Source organism: Ideonella paludis (assembly GCF_018069865.1).
Classification (GTDB): domain Bacteria; phylum Pseudomonadota; class Gammaproteobacteria; order Burkholderiales; family Burkholderiaceae_C; genus Ideonella; species Ideonella paludis.
In genome coordinates this window covers 628445-652442 of sequence record NZ_JAGQDG010000001.1, presented here as the reverse complement: position 1 = coordinate 652442, position 23998 = coordinate 628445, and the positions used below count along the sequence as shown (strand labels likewise).

Annotated in this window: 20 protein-coding genes; 5 read left to right on the top strand and 15 right to left on the bottom strand. The window is 64.9% G+C overall.

Features of this window, described 5'->3' with window-relative positions:
- On the top strand, positions 1–801 hold the full coding sequence (locus KAK11_RS02915) for a carbon-nitrogen hydrolase family protein (RefSeq protein ID WP_210805953.1): 801 nt from the start codon (positions 1–3) through the stop codon (positions 799–801).
- 2331 nt (positions 802–3132) lie between these two features.
- Here KAK11_RS02915 and KAK11_RS02910 read toward each other — a convergent pair.
- From KAK11_RS02910 to KAK11_RS02840, 15 genes are all read right to left on the bottom strand, one after another.
- A complete protein-coding gene (locus KAK11_RS02910; protein ID WP_210805951.1) occupies positions 3133–4674 on the bottom strand; it encodes a carotenoid oxygenase family protein in 1542 nt (513 codons plus the stop codon).
- A 15-nt stretch (positions 4675–4689) separates the two neighbouring features.
- A complete protein-coding gene (locus KAK11_RS02905) occupies positions 4690–5133 on the bottom strand; it encodes a DUF2141 domain-containing protein (RefSeq protein ID WP_210805949.1) in 444 nt (147 codons plus the stop codon).
- 125 nt (positions 5134–5258) lie between these two features.
- Positions 5259–5714: a GFA family protein gene (locus KAK11_RS02900; protein WP_210805947.1), complete on the bottom strand. Its 456-nt coding sequence runs from the start codon at positions 5712–5714 to the stop codon at positions 5259–5261.
- Entirely contained in the window at positions 5711–6043 is a 333-nt protein-coding gene (locus tag KAK11_RS02895) for a DMT family transporter (RefSeq protein WP_210806644.1), read from the bottom strand. Before KAK11_RS02895 ends, KAK11_RS02900 begins: the two co-directional genes overlap by 4 nt.
- A 79-nt stretch (positions 6044–6122) precedes the next feature.
- Positions 6123–6470: a low molecular weight protein tyrosine phosphatase family protein gene (locus tag KAK11_RS02890; protein ID WP_210805945.1), complete on the bottom strand. Its 348-nt coding sequence runs from the start codon at positions 6468–6470 to the stop codon at positions 6123–6125.
- Positions 6471–6480: 10 nt separating this feature from the next.
- Positions 6481–7839 carry a glycerate kinase type-2 family protein gene (locus KAK11_RS02885; RefSeq protein ID WP_210805943.1) on the bottom strand — a complete coding sequence of 453 codons (1359 nt, stop codon included), beginning with the start codon at positions 7837–7839 and terminating at the stop codon, positions 6481–6483.
- Positions 7840–7923: 84 nt separating this feature from the next.
- Positions 7924–8874 (bottom strand): D-2-hydroxyacid dehydrogenase, encoded by a 951-nt coding sequence (locus tag KAK11_RS02880; RefSeq protein WP_210805941.1) that lies wholly within the window; start codon positions 8872–8874, stop codon positions 7924–7926.
- A 10-nt stretch (positions 8875–8884) separates the two neighbouring features.
- A complete protein-coding gene (locus KAK11_RS02875) occupies positions 8885–9859 on the bottom strand; it encodes a Bug family tripartite tricarboxylate transporter substrate binding protein (protein ID WP_210805939.1) in 975 nt (324 codons plus the stop codon).
- Between the two features lie 43 nt (positions 9860–9902).
- Positions 9903–10295 (bottom strand): VOC family protein, encoded by a 393-nt coding sequence (locus KAK11_RS02870; RefSeq protein WP_210805937.1) that lies wholly within the window; start codon positions 10293–10295, stop codon positions 9903–9905.
- A complete protein-coding gene (locus KAK11_RS02865) occupies positions 10292–11230 on the bottom strand; it encodes a hydroxymethylglutaryl-CoA lyase (RefSeq protein ID WP_210805935.1) in 939 nt (312 codons plus the stop codon). Before KAK11_RS02865 ends, KAK11_RS02870 begins: the two co-directional genes overlap by 4 nt.
- 10 nt (positions 11231–11240) lie before the next feature.
- A complete protein-coding gene (locus tag KAK11_RS02860; RefSeq protein ID WP_210805933.1) occupies positions 11241–12482 on the bottom strand; it encodes a CaiB/BaiF CoA transferase family protein in 1242 nt (413 codons plus the stop codon).
- A 33-nt stretch (positions 12483–12515) separates the two neighbouring features.
- Positions 12516–13454 (bottom strand): LysR family transcriptional regulator, encoded by a 939-nt coding sequence (locus tag KAK11_RS02855; RefSeq protein ID WP_210805931.1) that lies wholly within the window; start codon positions 13452–13454, stop codon positions 12516–12518.
- Positions 13455–13501: 47 nt separating this feature from the next.
- Complete coding sequence (locus KAK11_RS02850) at positions 13502–14962, bottom strand: alpha/beta hydrolase family protein (RefSeq protein WP_210805929.1); 1461 nt, start codon at positions 14960–14962, stop codon at positions 13502–13504.
- A gap of 106 nt (positions 14963–15068) precedes the next feature.
- Positions 15069–16019 (bottom strand): class A beta-lactamase, encoded by a 951-nt coding sequence (bla, locus tag KAK11_RS02845; RefSeq protein ID WP_210805927.1) that lies wholly within the window; start codon positions 16017–16019, stop codon positions 15069–15071.
- A complete protein-coding gene (locus KAK11_RS02840) occupies positions 16016–16690 on the bottom strand; it encodes a glutathione S-transferase N-terminal domain-containing protein (RefSeq protein ID WP_210805925.1) in 675 nt (224 codons plus the stop codon). The genes bla and KAK11_RS02840 overlap by 4 nt, the downstream gene beginning before the upstream one ends.
- 42 nt (positions 16691–16732) lie before the next feature.
- On the opposite strand from KAK11_RS02840, the gene KAK11_RS02835 reads away from it, so the two are divergent.
- The 4 genes from KAK11_RS02835 to KAK11_RS02820 all read left to right on the top strand — a co-directional run bounded on the left by KAK11_RS02835 (position 16733) and on the right by KAK11_RS02820 (position 23987).
- The gene (locus KAK11_RS02835; protein ID WP_210805923.1) at positions 16733–17050 is read left to right on the top strand and encodes a DUF2322 family protein; all 318 of its coding nucleotides are present in this window, start codon (positions 16733–16735) and stop codon (positions 17048–17050) included.
- 80 nt (positions 17051–17130) lie between these two features.
- Positions 17131–18189 carry a PLP-dependent cysteine synthase family protein gene (locus tag KAK11_RS02830; protein ID WP_210805921.1) on the top strand — a complete coding sequence of 353 codons (1059 nt, stop codon included), beginning with the start codon at positions 17131–17133 and terminating at the stop codon, positions 18187–18189.
- A gap of 93 nt (positions 18190–18282) precedes the next feature.
- Positions 18283–20244: a reprolysin-like metallopeptidase gene (locus KAK11_RS02825; RefSeq protein ID WP_210805919.1), complete on the top strand. Its 1962-nt coding sequence runs from the start codon at positions 18283–18285 to the stop codon at positions 20242–20244.
- A gap of 182 nt (positions 20245–20426) precedes the next feature.
- On the top strand, positions 20427–23987 hold the full coding sequence (locus KAK11_RS02820) for an alpha-1,6-glucosidase domain-containing protein (protein ID WP_246498244.1): 3561 nt from the start codon (positions 20427–20429) through the stop codon (positions 23985–23987).
- Positions 23988–23998 lie beyond the last annotated feature (11 nt).

Here is a 23998-nt window from a genome sequence, read left to right as displayed (position 1 = left end):
ATGAAAATCGCTGCCCTGCAAATGGTCTCCACCCCCGATGTGGACCGCAACCTCGCCGACGCCGTTCAACTCATCGCCCAGGCCGCTGCAGCCGGGGCCCAACTGGTGGCGCTGCCTGAATACTTTTGCCTCATGGGGCGGCGCGATGAGGACAAGCTGACCCATGCTGAAGCTGAAGTCCAAGGCCCGCTGCAAGACGCCTTAGCCCAAGCCGCGCGCGAGCACGGCGTGTGGCTGATCGGCGGCACCTTGCCGCTGCGGGCGGAGGCCCCCAACAAAGTGCGCAACACCACCCTGGTGTGGAACCCACAGGGCCAGCCCGTAGCCCGCTACGACAAGATCCACCTCTTCGCCTTTGACAACGGGCGCGAGAGCTATGACGAAGGCCGGGTGTTGGAGGCGGGCACCCAAGCCGTGGCCTTTGAGGCCGAGGGCTTCCGCCTGGGCCTGTCGATTTGCTACGACCTGCGCTTCCCCGAGCACTTCCGCAGCCTGATGAGCCCGCCCTGCGACGTGCTGGTGGTGCCCGCCGCCTTCACCTACACGACGGGCCAAGCCCATTGGGAGCTGCTGCTGCGCGCCCGCGCCGTGGAAAACCAATGCTATGTGCTGGCCATCGGCCAAGGCGGCCAACACGAGAACGGCCGCCGCACCTGGGGCCAAAGCATGGTCATCGACCCCTGGGGCCAGATCCTGGCCCAGCAGGCCGAAGGCGCGGGCGTGGTCATGGCGGAGATCAGCCATGAGCGCATTGCGGAGGTGCGGACGCAACTGCCGGCGCTGAAACACAGGCGGTGTTGAGCCAATCAGGTGGGCTGGAAGGTTGCCCAAGTTCGGTCAAACAAGCAGCGTACTAGATTCAAGCATGCCCCACTCGGATGAGACGTTGGCAACGTCACGACACAACCCCTAATGCCGAATTTGGTTGTGTTCCGCTGGCCCCTGGCCCGCAGCTTACGGTTGCGGTAGAGATATGCAGCCTACTTCTACGAAGCCATCTGCCCTAACTGGCAGAGCAACACCTGCGTCCCACGTCAATGCGCAATCCCGACCACATCTCAGCGCGATTGCGTAGTGCTTTCATAAGGTATGCACCTCGCCTCGCTCAAGCGCTTGTTAGCGTGTCAACCTTGGCAGCACAAGCACGCCTATTCAAAAGGCCGCCATTGCGAGTGCTTGTGGACAACACGATTCTCTTTCACTCCATCACCCACGAGACAGCTTGGGTTCCGACAGGCATGGCCAAGTGGGGTCCACATGATGTCGACACTGGATATGCCGCGAGAATTCCTGTTCGTGGAACTGAGGACGAATCACGCGAATACCGCAACGTAAGGTACCTGCCAGGCATCGCATATCTGGCCAGGATCGGGAAACTAACCCTCATGAGCTCGGGCGAGCTGTGGACTGAGCGCTTCTATCAGCCTAGTGGCCGGTTCAATGGATACGGCTACTTCGATCTGGATCTGTTCAAGGACGTCGAGATGCCGTTGGTTGACAGCATCCCGGACATGCGGATAGGCCCATCTTGGCTAGGCCTACCAAGTGTAGAAAGTGCGCGTGACCAACGACTCGCGAGCTCAACCGACCCACTCTTCCGTTCGTTGGTATCTCAGCTTGGACCGAGCAATTCGCAAGATGCGTGGCACATCCGAACTGCCGAAGTGAACGAAATGTTTTGCTTCCTGACTATGGACTTCAAGCTGTTGAAGACACTGCGCGCGCGCAGCAACACTGAACCTGTTAAGTCTCTGCGAACAAGGATCATCACACCCGAAGAGCTAGGCAGATACCTATGGCTTGCTCCTATGGATCCGGTCTTTCTAAGCTTTGAAAATGCGAACTCGCCAGTTCGCCCAGACCTGCACTGGCCCGATTCAAAGCGTCAAAAGCCAAAGAGACGAAGTACCGCTGAACGCTCATGAGTACAAGTCCGCTCAGGTAAGGGTTACGGAGCTTCTGCCTACCCCTGCGTTGTACTCAGGGGAGGTCGACTACCAACCACTCCATCGGACAGGACTTCACGAATCGTCGATAACGGGTCTTTTTTGCAGTTGCTGCAGGGGGCAGATTCGTTGTTCCCATAGCAGACCCAGCAACACTTCAAGGACTTCCCAGAGTCTGAGGATGCCAAGTCCTCCACCCGAGCCCAGCTTGGGATCAACAGACCTCGACGCTGGTCATAACGGACAGCATCAACGGATAGCCAAGGAGACAATCTCCTAGTACCAACCGAGGCGTGAGCTGCTTGTGCACCACATGGTTCCGTCCAGTTTGCGTTTGTCTGCCGTGATCGCGACTGTGCAAGCTCCAGCCTGGGTTGCACGGGAGATGATATCCACTCGTTGTTAGGCCCCAATCAGCCCCCATATCGCCATGCTATCGATCGTGATCGAGACATTTCGAAACCCGGGTGAACCATCCTCGGAGCCGGTACGTGTACGACCATATCCCGGTCAGTTCGCAAGGGACCACCGGGTTTGGTGCTCAACAAGCCAGCGTGCGGCAGCACCAATCGGCTCATTGTTTCTCGTTCAAGTTACGTGGGTCACACAAGACGGGCGAGATCCTTATCTTCGAGTCGGTTTGAAAGATCGCTGGGAGCGCCTATCCACCGCCCAGGCGGACGCAGTCGTTGCGCAGCTGCAAGGCCGAAGGCTTCGAGCGCCGGAGTAGCAGCCATGTACACGCCCTGGTTCCTCACGCTCAAGGCCGACCCTGTGCGAGTCGGCACATACGAAACTTGCTCTGATCCCAAAGACGGCAGAGATACAACTCGGTGCTACTGGAATGGAGAGACTTGGTTCGCATCAGCGAACCTCGCAGAGAGACTCAATCCGGTCTATTGGCGAGGACTCGCCAAAGACCCTGATTTCCCAAAGCAGAGGATGAGCACAAAGCCTTCGCCTCTGCGAGGAAGTGCATCTTTCCGGGGCGAAGCAAGCAAGCACTCGAAGAATGCCTGGATCTATGAGGATGAGGCATGAACTTTCTGACATGACACTTCTGATTGTCAATGCAGGGTCTTTGCACCAGTCGGATCATTCAAGCAGTGAGACGAAGCTGAGCTGCCTTCAAGCCACGCTCACTCCCCGCTGACGCCCCAAGCCCAGCCCAGCTGCGCCGCGCTCGTCACCCCGCCTGAAAACTCCCATGAAACCCCAGCGGCAGCCAATACGGCAGTGAGGCCACCGCCAGCGGCCCGTCGGCCAGGCTGCGGGCGTCAAACACGCTCAGCTTGGTGACTTTGGCGCGGCTGTCGAAGTGCGTGCCCAGCAGCCAGGCGTCGCGCTCGTCGGTGCTGCCGGGTTTGGCGATCCACAGGTGTTCTTCGACGATGGCGTGTTCGCCAAAGTCATAGCGCTCGGTGCGGCCGCTGTCTTGGTCGGTCAGGGCCAGGCCGTGGAAGAAGCTGTGGTCTACGCCGCTGCGGGGGCGCCAGCTGCTGGCGGTGAGCTGCCAGCGGTGGCGCTGGCCATTCAGGCGCGGGTGGATGCGGGGAAACTCAGATGAATCGTTACCCGCCACGCGGCTGGCACGGCCCGTGCGCAGGTTCAGGCGCACCACCACAGAGGCGGCACCGACGGCGGCGGTGGGCCGGGCTTCGCCGCGCATCATCGCGGGGATGTTGCGTGTCAGCACGTCGGCATTCGCATTGGCCACATAGCTCAGCACAATCTCTTCGCCCACTTCATAGGCATTGCCGACATGGAAGATGAATTCAGCGGGCAGCTCAAACACGCGGGCCTGCTGGATGTCGTCTTTGGGGGCAACCCAAATGCGCAGCGGCTCTTGGCCGCGCCAGCTGAAGGCCTGCTCCAGCGGCACGCCTTGGCTGACCGCGGCAATGTCCATGCGCAGCGGCGGCAGCGGCACCACAAAGAAGCGTGGCGTGATGGCCATGTCATGCACCATGCCCATGGCCCACGGCAGGGTGGCCACTTGGCCGCGCTGCAATTGGCCGTTGGGGGCGATCTGATAGGTGGCGATCTTGTCGGCCCAGGTGCCGATGTTCCACAGGGTACCTTGCGCGTCGAGCTTGGGGTGGGCCGAGAAGGGCACGCCAGCCCAGTCGGGCTGCCAGGCCAGAGGGCCGCGGGTGCTGAGGTCGGCCACGTTCATCTCGTAGGCCGATCCGCCCTCCCACAGGGCCAGCAGCTTGCCGCCGTGCTCGATGACGCTGGTGTTGGCCGCGTTCACGCTGTCGGGCCCGGTGACCGGCACTTCCAGCTTGATGGGCGTGCCAAAGGCAGCCGTCACAAAGCGGCCCGCCGCGCGCTCGGCCTGCAGCTTGCGGGTGTTGACAAAGCGCCCCTGGTGGCTGATCTGGCGGCCGTTCAGGCTGAACTGCTGCACCATGCCGTCGCCGTCAAACCAATGGTGATAGCGCTGCCCATTGCGTTCGAACAGCGCCGGGCCATTGCGGTGAAAGCGCCCGCGCAAGGCCTCGGGCCAGCGGCCCTCGATGCTCAGTGCGTCGCAGCGCAGGGTGTCGGGGCCGTGTTCGGACATGCCTCGCAGCGGCGTCAGGGTGGGGTGCTGCTCAATCTGCTGGGCAAAGCGTGCTGCAGCGGTGTCTTGGGCAGAGCGGGCCCAAGGAGAGGCCAGGCCCGTGGCCGCCGTGGCGCCCAGCAGGCGCAGCCAATCACGGCGTTGGAGGTGTGCGTGCGTCATGGTTGCGGCCTCCGCTCAGTTGAGGGTGACGCTGATGCTGCGGCCGTCGGCCCGCACCTTGGCCTTGGCCCAGCTCGGAGGGCCAAAGCTGGGCTCGCCCGAGGCGCCATAGGGCTCATTGGGAATGCCCATGAAGTTGGTGCCCAGCTTGCCGTTGCGGTCCAGGTCTTGGTAGATCATCACCGCCACTTCTTCGCTGCTCAGGGTGCACAGCGGCAGGCTCACGCGCTCGCCCTTGGCCTGCACGGCCACGGCCAGCGCCATCTCCTTCATGAACTGGGCTTCGCTTTCATACACCGCCACCATCACCGGGCCGGAGCCAGCGGTCACTCGCTTGATCTCCAACTGCAGGCCGCAGCCTTCGGGCAGGCTGCCTTGGGCCAGGGCGGCGCCTGTGCCCAGCGCGGCGAGGGCCAGGCTGGCCAGGAGGTGTCGAATCAGGGGTTTGGATGGGGTCATGTCAGTCTCCGTACATAGGTGAGTGAGGAGACTGTGAACCGATGCGCCTGCGGGCGCAGCCGCCGTGCGACGAGCGGGGGTGTGGTGGCGCGAGTGGTGGTGGGTGGGCGCGAGCGGTGGCCGGTTCAGCCCTGGACCGTGGGCGTCCACAGCGCGGCCCAGCGCTGCTGTTTCTCTGCTGCGCTCAGGGTTTGGGGCGAGGCTGTCTGTGCAGGCCCCAAAGCAGCATGTTCTGCCAAGCAGCGGGCATTGACGGCCCCCAAGACCTGCTCGCCGTGTTCGAACACCACGCCCATCAACACACCACAGTGCTGGCACAGCACGAAATTGGCCAGCCCAGAGCCTTGGGTGTAGTGGTGCAGCGCTGCGGCCTCAGCCACCTCAAGGCGCAAGCGGCCTTGCGGGTCAGAGATGTAGGCCGCACCATGCTTGGTGCAGAACGAGCAATCGCAAGCCCTGGGGCGGATGCCGCCAGGCTCTAACGTGGTGTCAAACCGCAGCTGCAAACGCCCGCAGTGGCAGGCGCCGTGCAGTGTGGTGGAAGTCGTCACCTGGGGTGGGTTCCCTGAAGGGGTTGTCATGAGCTTGAGGTCTCCGCCCCCAGCAACTTCAAGCCCAACACCCCCACCACGATCAGCCCGATGCAGGCGACGCGTGCGAGGGTGAACTGCTCGCCAAAGAAAACCATGCCCAGCACAGCCGCACCCACGGTGCCAATGCCCACCCACACGGCATAGGCGGTGCCCAGGGGCAACTGGCGCATGGCCAAACCCAGCAGCCAAAAGCTGAGCCAAGCGGCCACCAGGGTGACGGCGGTCATGATCGGCTTGGAGAAGCCCTCAGAGGCCTTCATGCTGACCGACCAAACGACTTCCAGCAGCCCGGCCACCAACAGGAGCAGCCAAGCCAGGTGAGGGGTGATTTGAAACGTCATGGTGAGTCGTCGCTTCTGAGAAAAGGTTGCGGGCTCCAGCGGGTGCTGGGATCCTTCACTCTAGCCCGAGAAGGGCGGGCACGGACTGCTCCAGCATCTCCACGAGTTCCGGGTCCATGTACTGGTACTCATCGGGGATGTCGAGCACATGAAGAGGCTTGTCGCGCAGCGCTTCAGAGAAGTCAGCCATCAGCCTTTGCTTGTGCTTGGGCTCCATGACCATCACCACATCCGCCCAGGCCATGTCGTTCTCGTTCACCGCATGCTTGGCTTTGGGGCTGGTGCCGCCCGAGCGTGCGTTGAGATCTGGGTGCCTGCGGAAGATCTGCTCTGCCGTGGGGCTGCGCCATTGGTTGCGGCTGCAGACGAACAGCACATTGCGCTTTGCAAGGGGCTTAGACAAGGGGGCTCCGTCACAGCACCAGCAGGGCTCTGAAGTCATTCACGTTGGTGTGCGTCGGCCCCGTCACCACCAAGTCCCCCAAAGCTGCGAAGTAGCCATAGGCGTCGTTGCGGGCGAGGTGGTCGGTGAGGCGCAGGCCTTGGGCTTGGGCGCGCGCCAGCGTGTCGGGGTGGACGAGTGCGCCGGCGTTGTCCTCCACGCCGTCAATGCCGTCGGTGTCTGCCGCCAAGGCCCAGATGCGCGGGTGGCCTTGCAGGGCTTGGGCTAGGCCGAGGCAGAACTCTCCGGCGCGGCCGCCGCGGCCTTTGGCTTGGCCCGGCTCGCGCTGGCGCAAGGTGACGGTGGTCTCACCGCCGCTCAAGATGACGCAGGGCGGCTCGAAGGCATTGCGCCCCGCCGCGGCACTGCGGGCCAGGGCGGCGTGGACCTTGCCCACCTCGCGCGACTCGCCTTCGATCTCGTCCGACAAGATATAGGCCCGCAGGCCCATGGCCCGCGCCGCCTCGGCTGCGGCCTCCAGGCTTTGCTGTGGTGTGGCGATCAGGTGCACGGGGCTGGTCTGCCCGGCATGCTGCAGGCGCGCATCGCCGGGCTTGGGTGTTTCCAACTGGCCGCTTTGTAGGGCGGCGCGCACGGCCTCAGGGATGTCGATCTTGTGCTGCTGCAAGATGCGCAGTGCGTCGGCGCAGGTGCTGGCATCGGCCACGGTGGGGCCGCTGGCGATGACGCTGGGCTCGTCTCCGGGAACGTCGCTGATGGCCAGGGTCACCACCCGCGCGGGGTGGCAGGCGGCGGCCAAGCGCCCGCCCTTGATGGCCGAGAGGTGCTTGCGCACGGTGTTCATCTGGGTGATGTCGGCGCCGCTGGCCAGCAGCTGCCGGTTGATGCGCTGCTTGTCTTCCAGACTGAGGCCCTCACAGGGTAGGGTCAGCAGCGCGGAGCCGCCGCCGGAGATCAGGCACAGCACCACATCGTGCTCGCTCAAACCCGTCGTTAAACCCAAGATGCGCTGCGCGGCAGCCAGCCCGGCCGCATCCGGCAAGGGGTGGGCGGCTTCCACCACCTCTATCGCTTGAGCGACGCCGGAGGGGCGCGGCGGCGTGTGGCCATAGCGGGTGACCACCAGGCCCGAGAGCAGCGCCCCTGGCACGCCGTGGCGGCGGCAGTGCTCCGGCCACAGCGCCTCCACCGCCTGCGCCATCGCGCCCGCCGCTTTGCCGGCGCCCAGCACCAGGGTGCGGCCCACGCCCGGTGCGGGGGGCACAGGCAGCCAGGCGGCTGTGTTGTGAGCGGGCAAGGCCCGCTGCACGGCCACGTCATAGAGCTGGCGCAGCAGGGTGGGAGGCGAGTGGTGTGCGGGAAGAGTCATGGTGTTGGGCAGACCAGCGTGTGGGGGGGTTAATCGCACTTGGTGTCCCGAACTCTACCGCTCAAGCCCCAGCCACAGCCTGGTTCACACCACATTCACCGGCGCACCGCGTTGAAAGGCCTCGATGTTGTCGATCAACTGATCGGCCAGCGCTTGGGTGGCCTCCTGGCTGGCCCATGCCACATGAGGGGTGAGGATGAAGTTAGGTCGATCTAGCAAGGCCATGAAGGGGTGGTCGGCGGGTGGCGGCTCTTGCTCAGTCACATCGAAGGCAGCCCCGGCGATCTGCCCGGCGTCCAAAGCTGGTCCGACGGCTGATTCATCCACCAAACCGCCTCGCGCCGTGTTGATCAGCAGGGGTGAGCGGGCCATCTGTGCAAACTCGGGTGCGCCAATCATGTGGCGGGTTTGCGGGGTCAGAGGGCAGTGCAGGGTCAGCACATCAGACCGCGCCAGCACCTCTTCGAATGGGGTGTAGAGCGTGCCCTGGCCCTGGCGACCTTTGTGGCCGGACATCAGCACCCGCATGCCCAGCGCCTCACCCAGGCGCGCCACGGCCTGGCCCAGCACACCATCTCCAATCACCCCCAGCGTAGAGCCCGCCAAGTCGCGGATGGGGTGATCGAAAAAGCAGAACTGCCCGGCGGCTTGCCAGCGCCCGGCGCGCACGGCGTCGCGATAGGCGCACACGCTGCGGCGCAACGCAAACAGCAGGGCCAGCGTGTGCTCGGGCACCGTGTGGGCGGCGTAGTTGCGGATATTGCTCACCACAATGCCTCTGCGGCGGCAGGCCTCAAGGTCAATGTGGTTGGTGCCGGTGGCTGCTACGGCAATCAGGCGCAGGTGTGGTGCTGCACTCAGTGATTGGGCATCCAGTCGAACCTTGTTGACCACCAGCACGTCTGCATCGACAACGCGTTTGGTCACCTCTTCGGGCAGTGTCTTCCCGTGCTGAACCCATTGGTGGGCAAACGCTGGTGGGCGCAGCCGGGTGTGCGCGGGCAGGGTGTCGCCGTCGAGAAAAACGATGTTCATCGGCGCGGGCTTACTCGGTAGTGATCTTGGCTGTCTTGATGACCTTGCCCCAATAGGCCAGTTCCTTTTGCGTGAACTCGCCCAGTTGAGCCGGTGTCATGGTGTCGACCGTGACGCCCGCATCCTCAGCGCGGCGGCGAATGTCGGGCTGAGCCAGGATCTTTCCGATCTCGGTGTTCAAAGTTTGAATGACTTCGGGCGGTGTGCCGGCGGGTGCATAGAGCGCAAACCAGGAGTCGAGATTGAAACCCTTGAGCCCTGCTTCAACGGCGGTGGGCACCTGTGGCAGCGCACTGAGGCGATGGTCGCTGGTGACGGCCAAGGCCTTCAGCTTGCCCCCCTTGATCTGGCTGACCACCGACGCTGGGGTGGTGATGAACAGGTCCATCTGGCCGCCCATCAGATCCTGCACGGCGGGGCCGGCGCCACGGTAGGGAATGTGCGTGATGAAGGTGCCCGTCAATTGTTTGAACAACTCGCCCGCGATGTGTTGAATAGAGCCATTGCCCGAAGACGCATAGTTGAGCTTGCCGGGGTTGGCTTTGGCATAGGCCACCAACTCGGCCAGGGTATTGGCAGGCAGGTTGGCGCGGGTCGTCACCACCTGAGGAGCCCGGCTGAGCATGGCCACCGGCGCAAAGTCTTTGATCGGGTCCCAACCTGCTTTGGCAAAGAGGTGCGGATTGCCCACTTGATAGCCGCTGTAGGCCACGAGCAGGGTGTAGCCATCGGCCTTGGCGCGGGCCACGGCTTGGTTGCCAATATTGCCGGCACCGCCGGCCTTGTTGTCCACAATGACGGGCTGCCCCAGGGCCTTGCTCAGCGCGTCACTGATCAGCCTGGCGGTGAAGTCCGTAGTGCCGCCCGGTGCGCTGGGTACCACCAAGGTGATGGGCTTGTCCGGATAGCGAGCCTGTGCCAGCGCCTGGGTGCTGAAGGCAGTAGCGATGAGGCCAAGGGTGGTGACCAGATGACGACGATTCATGGGGTTCTCCTGCAGGCGCGCGGGCTTGAGCCGGCGCATGGTGTCAAACAAGTTCGGAAATCTCAATCAAGTTGAAGTCCGGGTCGCGCACATAGACGGACCGGATCTTCTGTGTGGCACCGGTGCGTAACACCGGGCCTTCCACAATCGGCCACTCGGCCTGCTGTAAGCGCTCGATCACGGCCTGCAGAGGCATGGACGCGATGAAGCACAGGTCCAATGCGCCGGGCACCGGCAGGTGGGCCTTGGGTTCGAACTCCGAACCCTGGACATGGATGTTGATCTTTTGGTGGCCAAACTTCAGGGCCTGACGTTCCACCGGCGGTGTGCCGCCGATGAATGACTCCAGCTGCATGCCCAAAACACGTGTGTAGAAGTCAATGCAGGCCTGGGGTCGGGAGGTGGTGAGAACCAGGTGGTCAAGGTGGTCAATCATGAGCGCTCCGATCTGAGTTCTTCAACGTAGGCGGGGGTGGGGTGGAGGTCTTGTGTGCGTCCGGCCTTGGCCACTTGGCTGGGCACTTCATGCCCCACCAGATCTGGCAATTGCCGAGCCAAGGTCAACAGCCGAGGCAGATCAATGCCTGTATCCAGGCCCATGGCTTGGAGCATGTGGATGGCGTCTTCGCTGCAAATGTTGCCGCTGGCACCAGGGGCGTAAGGACAACCGCCCAAGCCACCCAAGGAGCCGTCGAATCGCACAATGCCTTCATCCACCGAGGCCAGCACATTGGCCAGCCCCATGCCTCGGGTGTTGTGAAAGTGAAAGGTGATTTGCAAGTCCGCAAAGCGGCTTCTCAGGGCCTGTGCCATGGCCGCTGCTTGGCGAGGGTGGGCCATGCCGGTGGTGTCGCATATCGTTAGTCCGCGCACGCCCAGCGTGGCAAAGCGGTCGGCCCAGCGCAGCACCTCTGCGGCGGGAACCTCGCCCTCCATGGGGCAGCCAAAGCAAGTCGAGAGCGATACATTCACCGCCGCATGCCCGCGGGCTTGAGCCACCACATCCCGCAGGCCTGCAAAGCTTTGCTCGCGCCCCATGCGCAGATTGGCCAGGTTGTGCGTTTCGGACGTGGACATGACCAAGTTCCATTCGTCAGCACGGCACTCTCGTGCACGCTCAGCGCCGCGCACATTGGGCACCAGCACCGTGTACTCCACACCGGGGGCGCGCTGAATCTGGCCCATCACGGCCTCGGCATCCTTGAGCATGGGAATGGCCTTGGCCGAGGTGAACGAGGTCACCTCGATCTTGGCAAAGCCACACTGGCTTAGGCCGTCGATCAGGGCCACTTTGTCTGCGGTAGGGACGAAGTGGGCCTCGTTTTGAAACCCATCGCGGGTCACCACTTCATTGAAGTAAAGGCGGGTCATGGTTGGGGTCTCACTGGATCACACCACGGGTGCGAAGGTCTTGAATCTGCGCCGGGCTCAGGCCCATCTCGTGCAGGATGAGGTCAGTGTCCTGGCCCAAGCTGGGGGCCAGTTGGCGATGTTGGCCCGGTGTGCGCGACAGCTTGGGCACGATGCCAGGCACCTGCACGGCGCTGCCGTCAGTCAGCGTCAAGGTGTCCAGCATGCCCCGTGCTTGGTAATGCGGGTCGGCCGCAATGTCGGCCACGGTGTAGATGCGACCAGCGGGCACGGAAGCCTTGTCGAGCTGAGCCAAGACGTCCGCCACACTGTGTTGGGCTGTCCAGGCACCAATGGCGGCGTCTAGCTCCTGGACTCGGCTGACGCGCCCTGCGTTGTCGGCCAATGCGGGGTCTTGAGCAAGGTCCTCGCGCCCGATGAGCTGCATCAGGCGCCGGAATATGCTGTCGCCATTGCCCGCCACCAGCGCGTAGCCACCGTCTTTGCACAGGTAGGCATTGGTGGGTGCAATGCCTGGCAGGGCGCTGCCCGCAGCCTGCCGCACCGCACCGAAGGCGCTGTACTCGGGCAGCAGGCTTTCCATGCAGTTGAAGACCGCCTCATACAAGGCAATGTCAATGATCTGCCCCTGGCCGCTGGCATGGCGGTGCTGCAGGGCCAGCAAAATGCCGATCACGCCATGCAAAGCGGCCAGGGTGTCCCCCAGGCTCACACCGACCCGCACGGGCACGCGGCCGGGCTCCGCGGTCAGGTGCCTGAGCCCACCCATGGCCTCTGCAATCACCCCGAAGCCCGGCTTGTTGCGATAGGGGCCGGTCTGGCCATAGCCACTGATGCGCAAGACGATCAAGCGGGGGTTGGCAGCCAGCAAGTCTGTGGGGTCCAGCCCCCAGCCTTCCAGCGCGCCGGGCCGGAAGTTCTCGATCAGCACATCGGCTTCCAACGCCAGTTGGCGAACCAGCGCTTGCCCGTCAGGGTGGCGAAGGTCGAGTGCCACCGAGCGCTTGTTGCGCGACTGCACTTGCCACCAGATCGAGGTGCCGTCTTTGAGCATGCGCCACTTGCGCAGCGGGTCGCCAGCGCCTGGGGCTTCGACCTTGATGACCTCGGCTCCAAAGTCGGCCAAAGTCTTAGCGGCAAAAGGGCCGGCGATCAGTTGGCCCAACTCCAGCACCTTGAGGCCTGCCAAGGCGGCCATGGAAGAGGGGGTGCTGGCCTCAGGCGGTGGAGAAGTGGTGGCGGCTTGTGACATGCGGCCAGTGTCCGAGGCCGCTGCGTGTGCCGTCTATTTCAATCTCGTTGGGCGAGACTTCGCATTTTGCGAAGACGACTGCAGGAAATCCCGTAACTCCTTCACGGCGGCGTCGGCATCCGAGCGCACGCACAGCTGCACCTGCCGCTGCGCCCAGGCATCACTGAGGGCCCGCCATTGCAAGGCTTTGGCGCGCACCAGGGGCAGTGCTACGCCCTTGGGCACCAGGGCAATGCCCAGCCCAGCAGCCACCATATGCCCCACCGCATCAAAGCTGCGCACTTGCATGCGCAGCTTCAGCATCCGCCCTGCCGCCATGGCAGCTTGTTGCTGGGCTTGCAGCACGGCCGCGCCGGCATGCAGGGTGACCCAGGGTTCATCCAGGGCTTGCACGAACTCCAAAGCACCTTTGCCCGCGAGCCGGTGTCCCGGCGGCAACAGCAGCACCAATTCGTCCTCGCGGAACTTGCACACCTCCAGGCCATGGACCTCGGGCCCACCGACGAAGACGCCCACATCGGCCCGCCCTTCGCGCACCGAGGCCACGACTTGCTCGGAGACTTGCTCTTCCAATTCGACCTGAATCTCGGGTCGCAGCGCGGCGTAGTCGGCCAACAGCGGTGGCAGGAATTGGATGATGGCGGCCGTGCCCGAGCAAACATGCAAATGACGCGCTACGCCCTGGCGGGCGTCATGCAGCTCGGCCATCAGGTTGTCGAGCTCTTGCAAGATAGCGAGCCCCCGCTTCATAAAGGCCCGGCCCAAGTCGGTGGGGGTGAGCCCTCGCGAATGACGCTCGAAAAGCGGCCCCCCCAAGCTGCGCTCCAAGTCCCTGAGGCGTCGGCTGGCAGCGGGTAGTACCAAGTGGCATTCGCGGGCAGCTTGGGTGAGGTTGCCTGTGCGAGCGCAAGCCACCGCCAGCCGGATGGAGACAAAGTCAAAACGGGCCAGGTTGTAGGGTATTGGGCTCATGTCATTGAGCCCTTAACGCAGGCGTGCCACGGGTATGTGCATCCTCGTCACGGCTGATGGTTGAGGGGCAGAACTTGCCACAGAAGCTGCGCCGTTTCTGGCCGATAGATGTCACTGTGGGCACCGCCACCGGTGCCAAAGGATTGGTATTTGATCAGCTCGCTGGCGTTCACATACAGCATGCGGGTTTGGGAGGACAGGTCGCAGCCCTTCACCAACTGGCCATCCGCTTGGGCCGTGCATAGCGTCATGCGGCTGCCGTCGTCCAAGCGCATGCCCTCGCGCTGTAGCTTTTCCCAAGACTTCATGGAGCCTGCCCACAGCGGGCCGGGGAGCTTGGCGGCGGCTTCAGCGGCGGAGTCATGCCGCGAGGCGGTGAAGACCAAGCGAGTCGCTGCAGGGCAGCCTGGCGCGTAGGCCAGCTCGGAAGGGCCCGCACCGCTGGCGCGCAGGCGGTTCAAGGAGTACGCCCCTTGCAGGTTGATGAGGGCATCCACTGCGCCCTGGGCCAGTGGTGGGCCCGTGGGGCCGCCCTCTTCAGGCGGGAGCACGGTGCCCCGGCACACCGCATGCGACATGGCGCGGGCCCCAAAACTGTGGCCAATGGCTACCAGCTTGGGGCGCTGCCCCTGCTTTGCGTGCTCGGCCAGGGCAGGCAGCACGGCATAGCGCAGGCTGGCGCCCAGCCAGCCTGCCGCAAACTCATCGGCGTCATTGGCCTTGTTCAACAGGCTGCTGGGCCGCACCAGGACGGATCCCAAAAAGGTGTTGTCCCATTGGCTGGGCCAGGTGAAGCCGATCACATAGGGCCTGAAGTTGGCTTTATCCGGCGCGGTGGCCTGCAAGGTCCGGATGATCGACGCGAAGTTTTGCATCGCCTCGATCTGGACGGTGTTCCAGCCCATCGCGATCATGAACACATGGGTGTATTGCCCCCGCGCCAAATCGGTGGTGATCTGCGCGCGGGCGGCCTTGATGCCGCGCCAGCTGTCGGCATAGGCGTTGGCGCGCGCCACGGGCTGGCGCTTGCAGTCCAGCCAAGGCACTGTTCTCAGCGACGGGTCGAGCCGGCTCTCGTTGGCCTGGGCAGGGCTGCGATAGGCGTCAAACACCAGCGTGCCGTCGTGGCCGTCGAAGGCGGCCACATGGGAGATGAACACGGCCTTGCTGCCGCCTTGCATCACATCCTTCAGCCAACGTGTGGTGCGGTCGTTCACGGCGATGCCATCGGGGGCCGGCTTCAGGCTCACGGCTTGCGCACCCCTGCGGACTGGGTCGGTGCCGGATTTCTCAGCCCCGATCACCAGGCCCGGCACTCGCATGGCGTACTCGTTGGGGTAGTACACCAGTGCGTGATAGGGCTGGCTGTCGCCAGACTCGGTGCCGAGACGACACTCCTCGTCGTAGATCATGGATTTGCCAGGCACGGTCTGGGCCGAGGCCGATCCACCCATGAGCGCCAGCGTGGCCAGGACGGCAAAAACTTGAGCGGATCGAAAAGAACACATGTGGACAACTCCTCCAAAAGAGAGCCCCACTGTGGCCACAGTCCTCGGGTGGCGCCATATGGGCTTTCTCCAATAGCCGCTCGCAGCGGGAGGCTGAAGTTCTGCGTCAGAGCGTTCCGGCGCGTTGGATCAAGAGCCGGCCTACCTCCGACAGGACCGCTTCGTCTTGCTCACGAATACCCTGCTCATGGGCCTGGGCGGTGTCGTAATAGGCGGTGACGATGAGGGGTGCGCGGCCGGTGTGGGCGGGGGGCCAGAAGATGGCCACGTCGTTGTACTTATCGACCATGCCCGGCGCCATGGCCGTGCCGGTTTTGTCGCCCGCACGCCAGCCAGCGGGCGCGTGGGCGCGCAAGCGCTTGAGGCCCGTTTGGGTCGCCACCATCCAGTCGGCCAAGCGCTGGCGCGAGGCGGGGCTGAGGGCGGTGCCGGTGAGCAGCAAGGCGGTAATGCGAGCCATGGCGGCGGGCGTGGTGGTGTCGCGCTGCTCGCTCGATGGCACCAGGTTCATCGCGGGCTCCAGCCGGTCTAGCCGGGTGATGGGGTCGCCCAGGCCACGCAGGTGCTGAGTGAACCCCGCCGGGCCGCCCATCAGGCCCAGCAGCAGGTTGGCGGCAGTGTTGTCGCTGGTGGTTTGGGTGGCCTCGGCCAAGGCCAGCACCGTCATGCCGCCGTGGGCCTGGTGTTGCTTGGCCACGGGGGCGTAGCTTTGCAGGTCGGCTGGGGTGATGGGCACCCACTGCTCGGCCCGCAATCGGCCTTGGTCGATCAGGCGCAGCACCACCGCAGCCAGCAGCAGCTTGAAGGTGGAGCACAGGCCAAAGCGTTCGTCCACGCGGTGGCCACTCAGCGCGCCGGTGCCGGTGTCCAGCATGGCCACACCCAAGCGGCCGCCTGCGCGCTGCTCCAGGGCTGCCAGGGCCTGGGCCAGATCGGCAGCCTGCGGGCCGCCGGTGGCCGCTGCAGCGGCGTTCAGCCAGGTGGGGGCGGCGCTGGCCAGGGTCAGGGTCAGGGTCAACAGGGCGTGGCGCCGGGTCAGGCGGGGCGGGTGCGTCATGGGGCGGCAAAGGCGGGGCTGAGCAGGGGTGGGAAAGCCACCCGCTGATTGCTGGGTAGTTTGGTCATGCAAGCCGCAAACAGCGGGCTGCTTACGCCGCGCTGTAGCCAGGCTTGCAGCGCGGGCAGGGCTTGTGCCGCAAACCAAGCCGGGTCCACCGCCGCGAACTGCCGCACAAAGGGCCACAGCGCCAGGTCGGTGGCGCAGGGGGTGTCACCGGCCAAGTAGGGCTGATGTTGCAAGCGGGCTTCCAGCGGCAGCAGGCAAACCGCCACGGCCGCGTCCCGCGCGTGCTCGCGTGGTGCGGGCTGGGCCTGGCGCTCGGGGTATTTGTAGGCGTCGAGCCCGCGCTTGAACTCGCCATCATTGCGCTCAAGCAGGGCCAGCATGTCCGGCGCTTGGGCGCGCTGCCAGGCGCTTTGCACGGGGCTGTCTTGCAGGGCCCAGGCCATGATGTCCCAGCTTTGTTCCAGCACGCCTCCGTCTGCCAATTGCAGCACCGGCACCGTGGCTTTGGGTGAGATGGCCAGCAGCGCGGCGGGTTTGTCGCGCAGCTCAATTTCAAAGCCCGCAAACGGCCGCTGCGCCCAGAGCAAGGCCATGCGGGCGCGCATGGCATAGGGGCAGCGGCGGTAGGTGTAGAGCAGGGGCAGGTCGGTCACGGTGCGCAAGCGTACTCGAACTCGAGGGCGGGGTTGATACCATCGCGCCCCATGAAATTTGCGGATCGACTCCAACAACTCCCAAAAGCGAGCCACCTCGCCGCGCTGCAGCTTTTGGATGCCCAGGGCCAGGTGCTGGCCACCCTGGAAAACAAGCCCGGCCAAGCCGGCTCGCTGGCGCTGTATGCCGCGCTGGCGGCCCTCTATGGCGGCCAGATCACCCCCGCCGCCGCCACGTTGGGGCTGGAGTGGTACGCCGAGCACACGGCCGACGCGCAGCAGTTCCCGGGCAAGCACCCCAACATCGACCGGCTGATGGCTTGGGCACAGGGCAGCGAGGCCTATGCCGTGAAGCTGGTCGCAGCTTGAGGCACATGGCGGGCTGCCGCTGACGCCACAATCGGCCCATCCTTTATTGAGGGCCGATCACCGTCGGCCATGCCTTCATCATGTCCTCATCCTGGACCCACCACGCCATCTCCCTCATCGAGGCGGACTACTGCCGCAGCGCAGACACCCACCTCATCGCCCTGCCCTTACCCACCTGGGCGGCTCAGGGCATTGACTTCTACCTCAAGGACGAGTCCACCCACCCCACCGGCAGCTTGAAGCACCGGCTGGCGCGCTCGCTGTTTTTGTATGCGCTGTGCAATGGCTGGCTGCGCGAGGGCATGACGGTGGTGGAGTCCTCCAGCGGCTCCACGGCCGTCAGCGAAGCTTATTTCGCCCGTTTGCTGGGCCTGCCCTTTGTGGCGGTGATGCCGCGCAGCACCTCGCTCGAGAAGGTCGCCCTGATCCGCTTTCAAGGCGGCGACTGCCACTTTGTAGACCATGCCAGCGAGGTCTATGCGGCGGCCCAAACCCTGGCGCGCGAGCGCGGTGGGCACTATATGGACCAGTTCACCTATGCCGAGCGGGCCACTGACTGGCGGGGTAACAACAATATCGCGCAAAGCATGTTCGAGCAGATGGGCTGCGAGCGCCACCCCGTGCCACGCTGGATCGTGGTGGGCGCAGGCACGGGCGGCACCAGCGCCACCATCGGCCGCTTTCTGCGCTACAAGCGCCACCCCACGCAGCTCTGCGTGGCCGACCCGGAGGGCTCTGTGTTTGCGGCCTATCACGCCAGCGGCGACGCCAGCCTCACCGCGCCGGGCTCGCGCATCGAGGGCATTGGCCGCCCCCGTGTGGAGCCCAGCTTCATCCCCAGCTTGGTGGATCGCATGAGCGTGGTGGCCAATGCCGACTCGGTGGGCGCGATGCTGGCGCTCTCCGACTTGCTGGGTCGCCCCGTGGGGCCGTCGACCGGCACCAACCTGGTGGCCATGCTGGCCTTGGCCGACGAGATGCGCCAGCGCGGCGAGAGCGGCTCGGTGTTGTCATTGCTGTGCGACAGCGGCGAGCGGTATCGCGGCACCTATTTCTGCGCGGAGTGGGCTCAAGCGCATTGCGGCGAGGTCGAGGCTGCGCAGCAACGCATGGCGCAGCGGCTCACCGCCATCTCCTGACTTAGGGGGAGTTGATGAGCTAGGGGCTTCAAGGGCTGCATCGGCCTGGGCACACTGCGCGGCTGATTCAAGCTACATCCCGGAGACACCTTCATGCCCACTCGCCCCTTCACTCGTCATGTCTTGGCCCTGGCGGCCTGTGCTTCGCTGTGGGGCGGCTCGGCCCTGGCAGCAGCGCCCCTGTGGCAAGACGCTGCACCCGCACGCTTGGAAGACGCCCGCCAGGTGCAGGCGCGGCAAGCGCGCTGGGTGGAGGTGGATGTGGCCGCACTGGGGGCCTTGGTGCGCCAGTTGCCTGCCGCCTCGTCACGCCTGGCCCAGCGGCCCACCTTGGCTCTGCCCCTGCCCGATGGCAGCAGCTTGACGCTGCATTTGCACGAAACGGCTGTGATGGCACCGGCTTTGGCCGCCCGTTATCCGCAGATCCGCACCTTTGCCGGCACGGTGCCGGGGCGCCCGGAGATCAGTGCGCGCCTGGACCTGAGCCCGCGCGGTCTGCGGGCGCAGATCTTCACGCCGCAGGGCCGGGTGTTCATCGACCCCGCCCTGGGCGACAACACCCGCTTGCACCAAGTCAGCTACGGCCAAGACCAAAGCCCCCGCAGCCGCACGGCCGACCGGGTGCTGAAGGTGCCCGGCGCTGCGCCGGCGGCCCTGCGGGCGGCTGCGCCGGCCATTGGCGACAAGCTGCTGACTTACCGCGTGGCCATTGCCACCACGGGGGAGTACGCGCGCTTCCATGACCCCGCGGCCTCGCCGAGCAACAAGGTCAATGTGTTGGCGGAGCTGGTGACCCTGACCAACCGCGTCACCGGGGTGTACGAGCGAGAGGTGGGGATTCAATTGCAACTGGTGGAAGGCACCGATGAGGTGATTTACACCGACCCCGCGACCGACCCCTACACCAATGACGATGGCGGCAAGATGCTGAGCCAGAACATTTGGACACTCAAGTCGGTGTTAGGCAATGGCAGCTTTGACATCGGCCATGTGGTCAGCACCGGTGGCGGCGGCGTGGCCTACTTGGGCGTGGTGTGCGACAAGCGCTTCAAGGCGGGCGGCGTGACGGGCCTGGGCGCTCCGGTCAACGATGCCTTCTACATTGACTATGTCGCGCACGAGATGGGCCACCAGTTTGGCGCCAACCACACCTTCAACAGCCAAAGCGGTGCCTGCGCGGGCAACCGCGAGCCCAGCGTGGCCTATGAGCCGGGCAGCGGCTCGACCATCATGGCCTATGCCGGCATCTGCGATGCCGATGACTTGCAGCCGCACAGCGACCCGCAATTCCACAGCGCCAGTTTTGATGAAATTGTGCGTTACACGCGCACGGGCGGTGGGGCCGCTTGTGCGGTGGTCACACCCACCGGCAACCGCGCGCCCAGCGTCAGCGTGCCCGCAGGCGGCTTCACCATTCCGGCCCAGACGCCCTTCGAGCTGACGGGCCAAGCCAGTGACCCTGACGGCGACACGCTGAGCTACCAGTGGGAGCAGCGCGACCTCGGCGCTGCGGGCAGCCCCAACCAGCCTGACGCCAGCGCGCCGCTGTTCCGCAGCTTCCCGCCCACGGCCAGTGCCACGCGCAGCTTTCCGCAACTCAGCGACCTGCTGGGCAACACCCAGACCTTGGGCGAGATCCTGCCCCGTGTGAGCCGCGATTTGAACTTCCGCCTGACCGTGCGGGACGACCAAGCCGCGCCGTCTGCAGGCGGCGTCGCCAGTGCCGACCTGAGCTTCAAGGTCAGCGCGGCGGCCGGCCCCTTCAAGCTCACCAGCCCCAACACGGGGGGCAGCTACCGCCCGGGCAGCAGCCTGCGGGTGACCTGGGATGTGGCCAACACGGCGGCGGCGCCGGTGTCTTGCGCGGCGGTGGACGTGTGGTTCTCGGCCGATGGTGGCCAGACCTTCAGCAAGCGGCTCAAAAAATCGGCGCCCAACAACGGCAGCACCACTGTCAAGCTGCCTGCCCAGGCAGCAGCCGCGGCGCGTCTGAAGGTGAAGTGCAGCAACAACATCTTCTTTGACGTCTCGGACACCAGCTTCAAGGTGGAGTGAGCGCGCGCAAACTTCAAGCGAGGCCACCATGAGGGGGCCTCGCTGGCGGATGATGTAGATAAATTACGCGAGATCACTACGCCCCAAGAAGAGTTGCAATCGATATCTAAGGGATGCCCTGGATATTGCATGTAGTTTTACTTCAATAGCATCGCGCCCATTCCAAGCAAAAGGAGTGAGCGATGCACGCATCGGATGTGGCGGCGCGCCGTGGCGCGCGCGGGTGGTGGCGTTGGGCGCTGATGGCCCTGATGTGCCTGAACCTCTGGGCTTGCGGCGGTGGCAGCGAGCCCGCCGCCACCGAGCCGCCGGTGCAGGCGGCCAACACCGATGCCACGCTGGCGCTGGCGGCGTCAGAGTCGCACCAAACCGTGTTGAACGCGGTGCCGCGTGCCAAGCCTGCTGCGGCCGTCAGCACCACCTTGCGGGTGCACTACCGCCGCACGGCGGGCGACTATGAGGGCTGGCAAATGCACACCTGGGGTGCTGCCAAAGACCCGGGCTGGAACCAAGGCTGGAATGCCAGCGGCAGCGACAGCTTTGGCGCCTATTACGACATTCCGCTCAATGCGGACAGCGGCACGGTGGGCTACCTCTTTCACAAAGGGGATTGGAAGGACCACAACGGGGCGGATCAGGCCTATGCCTTGAAGCCGGGTGCCAACGAAATCTGGCGCCTTCAGGACGACCCGACCACCTACGCCAGCAACCCCTTGCAGGCGCCCACGCCGGACATCCACACCGTGCGGGTGCATTACCAGCGCTTTGGGGGCGACTATGCCAACTGGGGCCTGCACCTCTGGAATGGCAGCGGCTTAGACACCAGCCGCATGCCTGCCGGCGTGACGATTGACCGCTGGAACGCGCCCGTGGCCTTCTCGGCCATGCCGGGCTACACCGCCGCACCCAGCGAGGTGGTGTTCGACATCCCCGTGCTCAACCCGCAGGCGGATGCCAACCGCAAGGCCTTGGAGTTCATCATCCACGGCATGCCGCCTAATGAAAACGACAAGGACGGCCGCGACAACAACATCCGCGTGGACTACGCCGCGCTGAGCATCAAGAACCAGGTCGGCGAGATCTGGCTGGTGGAGCGCGACGCCACGGTCTACACGGCTGCACCCGACCTGCGCTCGGTCAGCAGCACCGACGCCCGCGCCTTCTGGCTGAACGCGCAGCTCATCAAATGGCCCCGCGTGGCTGCGGGCCAAACCGTCAAACTCTACTGGTCTCGCAACGGCCAGATCGTGGTCAGCAAAGACCAGGTGGTCAGCGGGGCTGATGGCGCACTGACCCTGGACGCCTACACCGGCAGCGTGCCGCCTGCCGCTGCCGAGCGCTTCAAGTGGGTGGCCTCAGGTGGGCTGTTCAGCGTGCGCGAGGCGGACCTGCCCCAGCTCAAGCTGCTGCACAAGGCGCAGGTGGTGCTGGTGCAAGAGAACGCGCAAGGCTTGGTGCAAAACGCCACCACGGCTCAGGCCGCGGGTGCACTCGATGCGCTGTATGCCTCGGCCGAGCAGGTCACCGACCTGGGCGTGAGCGTGGCCGATGGCCGCACTCGCTTCAAGCTCTGGGCGCCCACCGCGCGCAGCGTGGCGCTGTATCTGTATGAGCCGGGCGGCGGCTCGGCGACGGCGGCCGTCGACATGCAATGGGATGCGAGCACCGGCGTCTGGACGCATGAAGCTGCCGGGGACTTGAGCGGCCAGACTTACCGCTTCGCCGTGCGTGTGTTTGTGCGCGGCGTGGGCGTGGTGCGCAATATGGTGACCGACCCTTACGCCATCTCACTGACGGCGGACTCCAAGCGGGCCTATATCGGCAACTTGGCCGCTGCGGCACTCAAGCCCAGTGGCTGGGATGCCACCGTCATTCCGCCCACGGTGGCGGCGGCACCCGACATGAGCATTTACGAGCTGCATGTGCGTGACTTCTCGGCCAGTGACACCACCGTGCCCGAGAAGCAACGCGGCACCTACCTGGCCTTTGCGCGCGCCAACTCGGCCGGTATGCAGCACCTCAAGGCGCTGGCCCAAGCCGGCCTGACGGACGTGCACCTGCTGCCCAGCTATGACATCACCAGCGTGCCCGAGCGCGGCTGCACCAGCCCAAGTGTGCCGGCGGCTGCGCCCGACAGCACGGCCCAGCAAGCGGCGGTGATGGCCACGGCCGGCAGCGACTGCTTCAACTGGGGTTACGACCCTTGGCACTACACCGTGCCGGAAGGCAGCTATGCCAGCGCTGTGAGTGACCCGGCCCGCCGCGTGGTGGAGTTCCGCACCATGGTGCAGGCCTTGCACAAAGCCGGGCTGCGCGTGGGCATGGATGTGGTCTACAACCACACCGCGGCCTCGGGCCAAAACGAACGCTCGGTGCTGGACCGCATCGTGCCCGGCTACTACCACCGCTACAACGCTGCGGGTGACATCGAGCGCAGCACCTGCTGCGAAAACACCGCCACCGAGAACCTGATGATGGGCAAGCTGATGATCGACTCGGTCATCACCTGGGCGCGCGACTACAAGATCAGCTCCTTCCGCTTCGACCTGATGGGCCACCAGCCCCGCGCCGTGATGGAGAAGCTGCAGGCCGCGGTCAATGCCGCCACCGGCCGCCACATCAACCTCTTGGGTGAAGGCTGGAACTTTGGGGAAGTGGTCAACGGCACCCGCTTTGTGCAGGCTGAGATGCTGAGCATGAACGGCACCGGCATCGGCACCTTCAACCCCATGCTGCGCGATGCCGTGCGCGGCGGCAGCAGCTTTGACAACGGCGACTTCCTCATCAGCAACCAAGGCTATGTCAACGGCTTGTGGACCGACCCGAACGCGCTGACCGGCAACCGGCCCAAGAGCGACCTGATGTGGCTGGGTGATGTGATCAAGGCGGGCCTCGCGGGCTCTATCCGCAGCTACAGCATGACCACGCACTGGGACCAGACCCTGAGCCTGCAAGACCTGAATGTGGGCGGCTTGCCCGGCGGCTATGTGCTGCAGCCCTCAGAGGTCATCAACTACTTCGAGAACCACGACAACCAGACCTTCTTCGACAACAACGTCTACAAGCTGCCCCTGGGCACCAGCCGTGAAGACCGAGCCCGCGTGCAACTGCTGGGTGCGGCCATCAACACCTTCGCCCAGGGCGTGCCCTACTTCCATGCCGGGGTGGACACGCTGCGCAGCAAGTCGATGGACCGCAACTCCTACGACTCGGGCGACTGGTTCAATCGCATCGACTGGAGCTATCAAGGCAACAACTTTGGCGTGGGCCTGCCGCCCGAGCGCGACAACGGCAACAACTGGACCGTGATGCGGCCCTTCCTGGCCAATAGCGGCATCGCGCCGCAGCCGGGTGACATCACCTGGATGCGCGACGCCTTCCGCGACCTGCTGCGCATCCGCGCCAGTTCTACCTTGCTGCGCCTGCGCACGGCAGACGACATCAAGGCCCGCTTGCGCTTCCACAACACCGGCTCGGGCCAAGACCCGGCGGTCTTGATCGGCCAAGTCGATGGTGCGGGCTATACGGGCGCTAACTTTGGCGAACTGGTCTACGTGATCAATGTGGACAAGCAAGCCAAGGCCTTGAGCGTGCCGGCGCTGGCGGGCAAAGCGCTGCAGCTCCACCCGGTGCACCAAGGCCCGAATGCGGCGGACAAGCGCGCCGCCCAGGCCAGCTTTGACGCGGCCAGCGGCACCATCAATGTGCCTGCGCGCACCGCAGTGGTGTTTGTGAGGGGATGAGGCGCAGCCGG

Coding starts and splice junctions, on each gene's coding strand:
- KAK11_RS02915 (WP_210805953.1), top strand. CDS start 1: ATGAAAATCGCTGCCCTGCAAATGGTCTCCACCCCCGATGTGGACCGC.
- KAK11_RS02910 (WP_210805951.1), bottom strand. CDS start 4,674: ATGACGCACGCACACCTCCAACGCCGTGATTGGCTGCGCCTGCTGGGC.
- KAK11_RS02905 (WP_210805949.1), bottom strand. CDS start 5,133: ATGACCCCATCCAAACCCCTGATTCGACACCTCCTGGCCAGCCTGGCC.
- KAK11_RS02900 (WP_210805947.1), bottom strand. CDS start 5,714: ATGACAACCCCTTCAGGGAACCCACCCCAGGTGACGACTTCCACCACA.
- KAK11_RS02885 (WP_210805943.1), bottom strand. CDS start 7,839: ATGACTCTTCCCGCACACCACTCGCCTCCCACCCTGCTGCGCCAGCTC.
- KAK11_RS02880 (WP_210805941.1), bottom strand. CDS start 8,874: ATGAACATCGTTTTTCTCGACGGCGACACCCTGCCCGCGCACACCCGG.
- KAK11_RS02875 (WP_210805939.1), bottom strand. CDS start 9,859: ATGAATCGTCGTCATCTGGTCACCACCCTTGGCCTCATCGCTACTGCC.
- KAK11_RS02870 (WP_210805937.1), bottom strand. CDS start 10,295: ATGATTGACCACCTTGACCACCTGGTTCTCACCACCTCCCGACCCCAG.
- KAK11_RS02865 (WP_210805935.1), bottom strand. CDS start 11,230: ATGACCCGCCTTTACTTCAATGAAGTGGTGACCCGCGATGGGTTTCAA.
- KAK11_RS02860 (WP_210805933.1), bottom strand. CDS start 12,482: ATGTCACAAGCCGCCACCACTTCTCCACCGCCTGAGGCCAGCACCCCC.
- KAK11_RS02855 (WP_210805931.1), bottom strand. CDS start 13,454: ATGAGCCCAATACCCTACAACCTGGCCCGTTTTGACTTTGTCTCCATC.
- KAK11_RS02850 (WP_210805929.1), bottom strand. CDS start 14,962: ATGTGTTCTTTTCGATCCGCTCAAGTTTTTGCCGTCCTGGCCACGCTG.
- bla (WP_210805927.1), bottom strand. CDS start 16,019: ATGACGCACCCGCCCCGCCTGACCCGGCGCCACGCCCTGTTGACCCTG.
- KAK11_RS02835 (WP_210805923.1), top strand. CDS start 16,733: ATGAAATTTGCGGATCGACTCCAACAACTCCCAAAAGCGAGCCACCTC.
- KAK11_RS02830 (WP_210805921.1), top strand. CDS start 17,131: ATGTCCTCATCCTGGACCCACCACGCCATCTCCCTCATCGAGGCGGAC.
- KAK11_RS02825 (WP_210805919.1), top strand. CDS start 18,283: ATGCCCACTCGCCCCTTCACTCGTCATGTCTTGGCCCTGGCGGCCTGT.
- KAK11_RS02820 (WP_246498244.1), top strand. CDS start 20,427: ATGCACGCATCGGATGTGGCGGCGCGCCGTGGCGCGCGCGGGTGGTGG.